At 68.2% G+C, this 10,103-nt stretch carries 5 protein-coding genes; 1 reads left to right on the forward strand and 4 read right to left on the reverse strand.

Annotated elements, in window-relative coordinates; genetic code table 11:
- A partial coding sequence (locus CAP_RS53105) for a hypothetical protein (RefSeq protein ID WP_044252387.1) occupies window positions 1-362 on the forward strand: 362 nt, incomplete at its 5' end.
- A 174-nt stretch (window positions 363-536) separates the two neighbouring features.
- Here the strand turns inward: CAP_RS53105 and CAP_RS51720 are convergent.
- The 4 genes from CAP_RS51720 to CAP_RS42765 form a co-directional block, all read right to left on the reverse strand.
- A complete protein-coding gene (locus tag CAP_RS51720; RefSeq protein WP_156041677.1) occupies window positions 537-785 on the reverse strand; it encodes a hypothetical protein in 249 nt (82 codons plus the stop codon).
- Window positions 786-809: 24 nt separating this feature from the next.
- Window positions 810-6,701: an NHL domain-containing protein gene (locus CAP_RS46860; RefSeq protein ID WP_052376924.1), complete on the reverse strand. Its 5,892-nt coding sequence runs from the start codon at window positions 6,699-6,701 to the stop codon at window positions 810-812.
- An 860-nt stretch (window positions 6,702-7,561) separates the two neighbouring features.
- Window positions 7,562-8,455 (reverse strand): hypothetical protein, encoded by an 894-nt coding sequence (locus CAP_RS51725; RefSeq protein WP_156041678.1) that lies wholly within the window; start codon window positions 8,453-8,455, stop codon window positions 7,562-7,564.
- Window positions 8,456-8,789: 334 nt separating this feature from the next.
- Window positions 8,790-9,593: a hypothetical protein gene (locus CAP_RS42765; protein WP_156041679.1), complete on the reverse strand. Its 804-nt coding sequence runs from the start codon at window positions 9,591-9,593 to the stop codon at window positions 8,790-8,792.
- Window positions 9,594-10,103: the final 510 nt, after the last annotated feature.

Raw genomic sequence — 10,103 nt, forward strand, 5'->3', positions numbered from 1 at the left:
ACGACGGCACCCACCTGGCCTACATCCGCAACGCCGACAACGGCATCCACAAACTCCACCTCGTCACCGTCGCCTCCGCCTCCACCTCCGCCTCTGCCTCTGCCTCTGCCTCTGCCTCCGCCTCCGCCTCCGCCACGGACGACGTCCTCCACCGCGGCATCATGCTCTCCCACCCTGCCTTCTCTCGCGACGGCAAGACCCTCTTCCTCACCGAGGGCTACCTCGTCTCTCCCATCGATTTCCGAGTCGTGATCGCGCGCTTCGAAGCGCACTTCGCCTGCTGTCAGCATCGACGTCTGTCGGCGCCGGCCTCTGATCAATCATCATGCAGTAACTATTCAGAAGCCTCCATGACATGCTGACGGGCAGCATCGACCTGCGCCATCACCCGCCTCAGTCGGCTCTCGTATCGAGCTGCTTCCTGTGGCGAGCAACGTCGCTCGATCTCCGCCTTGATCTGGTTCAGCCCGTCCACGACCTCCTGCATCGTGCCGAGGAGCCTGTTTGCCGTAGATGATTGCATTGTGCCTCGACGCTCACAGCTTCTTCAGAGAGCGTTCCTCATCCATTTTTCTGTACCACTCGGGGGCAAGATCAGAATGCTCTGCATAAATAGGCGCCATGATCTCCTCGAAGAGACTCGCCATGATCGCGCCTGCCCGTCGACGGTAAGTGACGAATTCTTCCTTTGATGAGCCCTGTGTCGCATGCTCGACTGACGAATCTGCCAGATGGGAGCAGCGAGACGCGATTTCTAGAATGCGCTCGGCCGTGTTCTTGTCCATGAACCATGACTCCAATCCTGTTGATCATTCTGGATAGGATACGCCCCAGCAGTTCTCTGCCTCGACGCATGCCCTGTAACATTTGTGGTATCGCGCTCCATCGTACTGATGGGTCGGCAATGTCTCGTCGGAGCATGTCTCCGCGCATCTTGTCCGCACCCGGGAGCAGCGCTCGATTTCATCCTCGTCGGCAGCATCATCCTTGAGGGACAACGCCAGCAGGACGCACAGCGCGGGGATGGCCACCGGGAGCAGGACCACGCCCCCTCCAACCGCAACGATGCGCGTCCCCACCCACTCCCAGGTCACGGCGGAGCGCCCGGTCGGATCCATCCTGTTGACCGGATCGCCCAGCGCATACGCGTACAGGTTGGTATCCCCACCCTCGAACAGCAGCGGATCCTTCGCGGTCCACCTGGCTGTCTCCGCGTCGTAGTCGCGCGCCCCGAACCTCACCAGCCCGGTCTCGGCGTCGTACATCCCTCCGGCAAACCCGAAGGGCTGGAAGCCCGGGTTCGTATCGAGCAGCACCCGACCGTCGACATCGTAGTCCATCCGCTGGGCGACGTTCCCGGTGGCAGCGTCCACCACGAGCCGCACGCTGCCCACCTGGTCGCTCACGATCCGGTACGTCGTCCCTCCCTTGAGCATCACCTCGGGCACATTGGGCCGGTCGCCGTACACGAAGCGCGCCACCACTGCCCCGCTGGCATCGATCTCCGCTGCAGGCTGCAGCGCGTCCCGGTAGATCCAGCTCTGGACCAGCGCTCCGTCGACCTTCTTGCCGACGCGGCGCCCGCGCGGATCCACCACGTAGGTGATGACCGTCCCATCCGGCAGCATCACCTCCCGCAGGTTCCCGAGCGCGTCGTAGCAGGTGAACGTGGTCGCCCCGATCGTGGTATCGGTCCGGCTCTGAAGCACCCCGCGGTCGTCGTACGTGAAGGTGAAGCTCCCGTACGCGACCAACCTGTCCTGATCGTCCACCGTAGCCGTCTCGGTGGACGTGGTCGTCACCCGGGCGAGGCGGTTGCCGTTCCCGTCGTGATCATAGTGGGTGTCCAGCAGACCACCGCGCAGCACGTCGCGCAGGCGGCCAGCGAGATCGTATTCGTAGCCCTCCACATGGGTCAGCCCGCCCAGCGTCTCGGTCTTCTCGATCACGCGCCCGAGGAGGTCCCGCTCGTAAGTGACAGTCATCAGCGGCGCCCCGCCGACCGTCACGCTGCGTCCCGTGATCTCGCCGAACGCATTGCGCGTGAGCGTCTCGACCACATTCCCCACGGTGAGGCTGGTGAGCAGCCCGTGCTGCGGATGTCGAACCAGCGTCAGCGGTCCTGCGCTCGTGAGCAGGCCATCCAGATCGTGACCGAAGGACACCGTGTGCCCGCCGTTCACGCGCTCCTGAGTCACGCGCAGGTCGTCCTCATGGTCGCGGTGCAATGCCCCGCTGATGGCGCCCGACCAGGTGACGTCGGTGAGCAGGTGTCCATCGTGGCCGAAGGTCAGGCTCACCCCGGCAGGACCAGCGAGGGTCGCGAGCTTGCCCGTGACAGGATCATGCGTGCGGGTGACGCTCCCACCGGCCCCACCGGCCCCACCCGCCCCGCCCGCCAACCCGAGCCCCATCAGGCGGCCTGCGACGTCACGGGTGTAGCTCAACGTGGCCCCATCCGGGAGGATGCTCGCGGAGAGCTGCCGGTCGAGATCGTAGCTCCACGTCGTCGGCAGCGGCATCCCGCTCGCGGGCAGCGGCGGATCATACGACGCGCGCTGGTCGAGCGGCGTGTACCCGAACAGATGCGCGGGCCGACCTGGCGGGGTGACGGAGAGGAGGTTGCCCACGAGATCGTGACCGTAGAGCACCGCCTCACCGTCTGGCCGGTACGCCTCGACGACGCGCCCGATCGGGTCGGTAACGAACGCCTCCACCTGACCGAGCGCATCCGTCACGCTGGCGAGGAGGCCATCCGCCGCGTACGCGTGGGCCACCGTGCGCGCGCCCTGCGTCGCGGTGTCGAGCCGGCCGTGCGCATCGTAGGTGAGCTGCACCGGGAGCAAGCCTGGTACCACGATCTGGGCAGCCCGGCCCTGCGTATCCGCGGTGATGGCGACGCTCCGGCCCATCGGCGTGGTGCGGTTCGTCAGGCGCGTGCCGCGCGTGTAGACGTCGGTGTAGCTCTTCCCATTGAGCGTCATCGTCTCCTGGAGCGTGGTGAAGCTCGATGGATCGGCGGGGTTCTGGAGCGTGGCGGTGCGGGAGCGCTCGACGGTGAGCGTTCGTCCACCCGGCGTGGTGACGCGCTCCTGCTTGCGGTACGGCGCCAGCATGCCGAAGACGGGATCGGGCGCGATCGTCCACTGCATCACGCGCCCGTCAGGGAGCTGGGTGACCGAGGCTCCGGGGCTGCCCGGGAGCGTGGTGCCTGTCAGGCCAGCCGCGCTGGTGATGGTCCTCGCGGCGTCGGCTGCACCAGGACGCTGGACGGCGTAGGTGGTGCTGCGTCCGAGCGCGGTGGTGACGGTGACCGCGCGCCCTCCCGGAATCGCCGTGTGCGCGAGCGACTTGGTGCCTCCCGCCGGGTCGACGTCCTTGAGGAGCCTTCCGGCGCTGTCGTACGTGAAGGCGTGCGTGCGCCCCAGGGCGTCGGTCAGGCCGCTCAGGCGCCCACCGCTGCCGTAGGTCAGCATCGTCGTCTCGCTGGCGGGGTTGGTCACCATCGCGAGCATCCCGTCACTGTGCATGGTGAGCGTGGTGGTCTGGCCGAAGGGACCCATGATCGCCGTGGCGGCCCCGGCGGCGTCTCGCGAGATGGTGACCACATCCCCATCGGCATCGTGGACCGATGCGAGCAGGCCTGTGGGGTCGTACTGGAAGCTCAAGAGAGCCGTGCCCGTGCGCGCGTCGAGGGTGCGCAGGTGGCGCCCGAGGCCACTGAAGACATGCATCTTCCGCGCATCGTCGCTCGGGAGCGCCAGCTCTCCCAGGGCAACGCCTGGCATCGGCGAGCGCGCGATGCGGCGCACCCGGTGCGAGAGCATCTCGGCGACGAGCAGCGCGCCGTCCGGAGCAAGGGCGAGCTGGGCGGCGTTGGCGATCTCGGCGGTGAGCGCGCGCGTGCCCTCGGATGGAGGCTCGGTCGCGTAGGCGCCCGTGCCGGCGAAGGCGTGGATCACCCCATCTAGGGAGATGCGGCGCAGGCGGTAGCCCGAACTGTCGGCGACGAAGAGCGTGCCGTCAGGTGCCAGGACGGCCGCAGTGGGAGTCGTCAGGCGTGCGGCGGTGGCGGTGCCTTCGTCGCCGTTGGTGCCGGCCTGTCCGGTGCCCGCGACCGTGGTGATGATCCCGCGGCGGTCCACGTGGCGGAGCCGGTGGTTGTCCGTGTCGACCACGTACAGACCACCCTCCGGGGCGACCACGACACCGCGGGGTCGCTGCAAGCGCGCCTCCGTCGCAGGCCCCTCGTCGCCCGAGAAGCCCGGCGTGCCGCTACCGGCGACGGTGGTGATGGTGCCGTCGGTGGCCACGCGGCGGATACGATGGTTCTGGCTATCGGCGATGTACACGGTGCCGTCGGAGGCCGCGGCCACGCTGACAGGCCCGCTCAGGCGCGCCTGCGTCGCAGGACCGCCATCGCCCGAGAAGCCCTGCTGCCCGGTGCCGGCGAGGGTGTGGATGGTCCCGTCGGGCGCGACGCGGCGCAGCCGGTGACCGCCCTGCTCGGCGATGTAGAGGTTGCCGTCAGGCCCGAGCGCAAGACCGCGAGGCACGTGGACCTGCGCCAGCGCGGCAGGGCCACCGTCGCCAGCGCCTCCGCCCATGCCGGTGCCTGCCACCGGCCAGATGGTGCCGTCGGGCGCGACCCGGCGGACGCGCGCGTGGAAGGTGTCGCTGAGGTAGACGCTGCCGTCCGGCGCGACCGCCACTCCCGACGGTGTGTCGAGCGTCGCCTTCCGGGCGGGACCGCCGTCCCCGAGTGCCCCGGTGATCTGACCCTTCCCCGCGACCGTACGGATCTCGTTGCCCAGCGCAGCGCCGGTACGTCGGCGGCCATCCCCCAGGTACAGCACCTCGGCGTCCGGGCTGTAGACGTGGTGGGCGCTCAAGGTCCACCCGCCCAGCCCCAGCGCGGCGGCGTCGAGTCCGCCGAGGCGCCCTTCCCAGCGCTTCCAGGTGGTGACCTCCTGGCGCGTGCGGTTGTTCGTGAGCTCCTCGCCGGCAAACGCCCCGAAGGCCGGCGCGAAGTCGCTGGAGGCCAGGTAAACGCCCTCGTAGACGTAGCCGATGCGCACCGTGATCGGCTGCTCTCCCTGGGTCTCGCGGCCGAAGAGGTCCTTGCCGTCCCACACGAAGGTGGTCTCGCTGCTCGCAGCGCAGGGGCAGGGGAAGGACTGGGTGAGGCGGCGTCCCGCGACCTCGATGACCAGATCGATGCGCGTGACGGAGGAAGGCACGCCACCGCGGGCGAGGGGAATCGTCAGGGTGCGGGCCGCCTGGTGACCGACGACGCGGTCACTGCGGTAGTGCAAGGAGAAGGGCGTACCGGCGAGCGGGATGGCCTCGCCGAGCACCTGGTTCTCGCAGTCCAGGATGGATCCTTGCTCCTCGCAGGCCATCGGCTCGGGCTCGCCCCGATCCGGCTCGCGGCCTCCTTCGCCCCCATCGCCCCCTGCGCCTCCGCTGCCACTGCCGCTACTCTCGCCGCTACCGTCGCTGCCCCCCGCGCCAGCACCCGAGGAGGTGGCGCTCGCGCTTGGCGCATCCTCGTCCTCGTCGGCCGTGCACGTCACACTCAGAGGGACACACGCATCCTCCGGAAACCCGTAGGGCCAGTTGCAGTCCCACGGCGTGAAGTGATGGATGGGCACCCGCCACAGCGACTGGCCAGGCGCGTACAGCTCCGCGAGCTTGGCCTGCTCCCCCGAGGTGACGCCGAGCAGGTCCAGGGTGGCGCTGTCGTCGACCGCACCGTCGCCGTCGGTATCGAGCGTGGCGAGGCCCCCGACGACATCGACGACGCGCACGACGCGGCCATTCTGGGAGGGAACCCAGACCGCGCGCGTGCGATCGTAGTAGCCCATCGGCACGACCGTGCCGGCGGGGAAGCCCAGAAAATTCTCGACGTAGAAGGGCAGGGGCTGGTTGAACGCGACGCTGACCGCGCCCGCCGCGAGGGCCTCGTCCGCGCTCAGCTCCACGGCGTAGGTGTACCCGCTGGTCGGCGGCAGCGTGGCAGGCATGGCCTCGGGCCCCTGGTCGCCCACCGTGTACTCCGTGGCCCGCAGGCTGAGGGTGGTCACGGGCTCCACGGTGCCGTCGGGGAGCAGCAACTCGGCGGTCGTGCCTGGCGGAAAGAGCACCGTGGCCTGCCGGCTCCCATCGGCGTCGGTGGCCACGCTCCCCCGCGCCTCGGCGTAGGGCGGTGCAGTATCGAGGTCGATGAGCGTGACGTGCGGATCGAGCGGGACGAGGATCACCTCCGGCGCATGCGCGTGCGCCTGCCAGGGAACATGGACCTGGCGGGCCGCCGGCAAATAGCCCTCTGCGTGGTAGGTGACGACGAGCGGACCTCCCCCCTGGACCAGCATGCTGAAGGCGCCATCGCCCCCGGTGCGGGTGCTCCCCAGCTCGGGATGGTCGAGGACCGCGATGCCGACGTCCGCGAGCGGCGCGCCACTCGCCGAGCCGTCCGCGCCACGAACCGCCCCGTGGAGCCCCGCACCACGCCAGGGTGCGCTCGCGAAGAGCGACGGCGTGGCGCCAGGCTGGAGCGGCGCGGCTCCCTCGATGAGGAAGGCGAGCGCCTGCGCGGGGGTGGTGGCGACGGTGGCATCGAGGGGCGCACAGGCGGTGTGGAGGACCCCCGCGGCGGTGTCGCACGCATCGAAGGTGCAAGGGTCGCCGTCGTCGAGCACGGGCGAGGACCCGGCGAGGCAATGGCCGAGGCCATCACAGGCCTCATTGCCATTGCAGGGATCGGCATCGGGGCAGGGCGTGCCAAGAGGTGCAGGAGGTCCCGCGCTGCCCTGCGGCATGCAGGCGGTGACCGCCCCTGGGTCGATGCCAGCGGCGCCGTGGCCGCCATGGCCAGCAGCACCCCCGTGGCCAGCAGCACCCCCGTGGCCAGCAGCACCCTCGTACCCACCGTGGCCGGCAACGCCTCCGTGCCCACCGTGCCCAGTGAGACCGCCAGCGCTCCCGTGGCCGGCAGCGCCTCCGTGACCCCCATGTCCTCCCTGGCCGGCAGCCCGCCCAGTCCCGACGTCGTCACCGCCCGTTCCGGAGCTGGCCCTTGTGCTGGAGGCCCCGGCACCCCCATGCCCTCCGTCGCTACTGCCCCATCCTGCCTGCCCCTCCGAGGACGACGAGGACAGGCTTGTTCCGCCGCCTTGCGGCTGAGGGAGCGCTTCCTGCTGGCAGGCAACGAGCAGCGCGCACCCACCCACGAGTAAGCCTTGGACGCCGTTCCCCATGCCACGTCCCCCCTGGCCGAAGCTGGCCATCGGCATCGCCAGCGCAGGCCCCGGAGGAGCCCAGCTCGAATGACCCACGCATACTCCCCCGGACGCGAAGCGCGCAACACCACCGTTCCCCTCCGGGGGCCCGGGGGAGGGGTCCTGGCGGCGGAGGCCTCTTTCCCAGGAGGTTCCACGGAAAAATCGAGGGGCCAGCCCGGTGGCTCGACGAGGACTCTCAGCGCATGGAACAGAGCGATCTCGTGAGCAGGTCACGGAGCCCGCCACACGCGCCGCGTGCGAAGCTCATGATGCAACCCTCACTCGGCCTTGCAGCAGAAGGTAGTCGGCTGCGCAGGCAGGATCTCGCCAGCGAACTCGCCACCTCCGACCATGCACACGTCGGGCTCCGTCTCCTTGATCTCTCCGCGCAGGCTCGCGTACTGCGAAGGGCCATGATTCGTCATACAGCCCTCGTGGGCAGGGCCAACCACGGTGCCTTGGCCCCCGAACTTGCAACCAGTAGTCGTGTCGAGACTCATGAAGACGCGACAGTTGCTCTCTTCGGGGAGCTGACAACTGCACGGCGTACACGAAGACTGGTCATCGACAGCACCGTGGAAGCGCCGTAGCTCCGGATAGTCGGCGGGACACGTCGAGGGGTCGCCCTCCCTGAAGAGGCATTGCGCGAAGCCCTGGGGCGGTCGGGTGGCGCAGTCCTTCGGCGTTGCGGGACAGGACTCGGGCACGGCGATCGGCGTGCAGGCCCGGGCGAACGTGTCCCACGAGAAGGTCACGTGCTTGGCAATCTCGGAGACGAGCGGCACGCACTCGGAGCGCGTCGACCGTCTGAAGAAGACCGAGATGGGATTCGCGACTGGAGGGAAGCTGAAGCAGGATCCATCCCAGTTCGGTGGCACGAGGATGTCCGCGAGCGGCCCCACGCAGTCGGGCCCTGCGGAACTGATCCGTACGCCCTCGGGGAAGCCACACTCGGGCGTGGTGCACGCGCAGGCGTCGCAGCTCCCGCTGGTGCGCAGGTCGGCATGGCCTTCGTAGGTGAGGGCTGAGGCGTCTTCAGGACATGGAGGAGCATTCGCCTCTGGACCCGACCAGAGCCACACCGGCCCTTGCCAGCCCAGGGGAGCCTGGCTGACGCATTCACCACCGGAGCACACGGGACCCTGCTCCTCCTGAGCTTCCGGGAGCGACATGTCCGACCCGCAAGAAGCAATGAGGAGCGAACCAAGATTAAAGACACACGAGGGACGACAGTACTCCTTGGGTGTTTCGCATGGCGATTCCCTTCCGTGAGGCAGGTACACGTGAACCGAGCACGCTGGCGTTCGCCGCATGCTTCGAGTGTACTGTGCTGCACCACGGGTGATTCGAAGACCAGGTAGAATCGTCCGAGCGTCCGCGGGACTGGATGGCATTGCTCACGGTCCTTGAGAATCGCCCCCGCAATCATCCCACGTGTATCGAATGCGATCGCGCGGCCCCTCCAGGTATGTGCCATGGGTGTCCGCAGCCCTTGGAGAGCATGTCTCACTCGGCTGGGCGGCAGCAGAACGTGACTGGAGCCTGGAGTGTGGGTGTGCCATACATCTGTCCCCCCTCGGGAATGCAACTGCCCGGCTCGTTCACTGTGAAGCTGGCCTCCAGGCTGGCGATCTGAGAGGGAATCGAGGTGAAGGGAGAGCATACCGAGTTGTCGAGTTCTGAAATCACCTCGAAGCCTTGCCTGGGCGGGACGCTGCCTGGCACGCAGACCGTTGTCTTGCCCTCGCATGGCTCCATCGGCTCCAGTGATCCGCACACCTTGGCCATCACGTTCCACGTGAACGCCGCTCTCGGAAGCTGTTCCACCACCGGCTTGCACCCCCCGACCTGCGTGGGGCCCACCCGGATCGAGGTCGGCATATCGATCGGCCCGATCGACATGCACGACCCATCCCACCCCTCGGGCACCTCCACCGACTGCAACGTTCCCCCGCACGTCCCATCGCTCGTGCTCACCTCCACGTCTACTGGAAGCTCGCACGTCGCTGACGAGCACTCGCACCTCCCGCACCCATCGAACGTATTCAGCCCCGCGTACCCCTCGTAGAGTTCCAGGGGTGCATCCGCGGGGCACTCGGGGTCCTTCCCGTTGGCTCCCTTCCACACCAGCACGGGCCCATCCCACCCGAAGGGCGCTGGCGGAGCGCACGTCCCGTAGAGGCATTCCCCGCAGGGATCCTTGCAGGTGTAGATGTTGATGAAGCCGGTGGTACACGAGGGCGCGGCCAGCGCCATGCCTGCGCCGAAGAGGAAGAGTCGTAGCGCATTGTGCAGAAGGGAAGACGACACGAAGGCTCCGTGGTTCGGGGTTGAATGCTGCAGTTCAGGCGGTGACGTCACGAGAGGCCGTGGCAGCAGCAGGTGGCCGGTCTCGCCCCCAGAGCTGGCAACGAATCCTTCTCCCCGGCAATGCCCACTTCAGACACCCTCTCCTCGAACGTCTCAGGCTTCAGAGATCGTCACCTCTGCCTCACACGAGGCAAACAGAGCGCGAAGCCGGAAAAGCACTGTGATGGGTGACAATGATTGAGGGCATTTTGCACCGGCAATTCCCTTCCGTGGGGCAGGCGCACCTGGACCGCTCGCACGGGCACCTCCCCTGTGCGTCGCACACCGCATGCTGTACCACGGGTAATACGGATACGAGGTCAGATCCTCCTCGCGCCCTCGAAGCGAAGTGGCATTGCGAGCATGACGCAAGAATTGTCTCTCACGTCCCCGAGGTGACCAATGCGCGCTACCATCCCTCCCATGAAAGCGACCGCGCCCCTCCCCCTCCTCGCGCTCGCCCTCTTCCCA

Origin of the sequence: Chondromyces apiculatus DSM 436 (genome assembly GCF_000601485.1) — a bacterium.
In the GTDB taxonomy this organism is placed as follows: domain Bacteria; phylum Myxococcota_A; class Polyangia; order Polyangiales; family Polyangiaceae; genus Chondromyces; species Chondromyces apiculatus.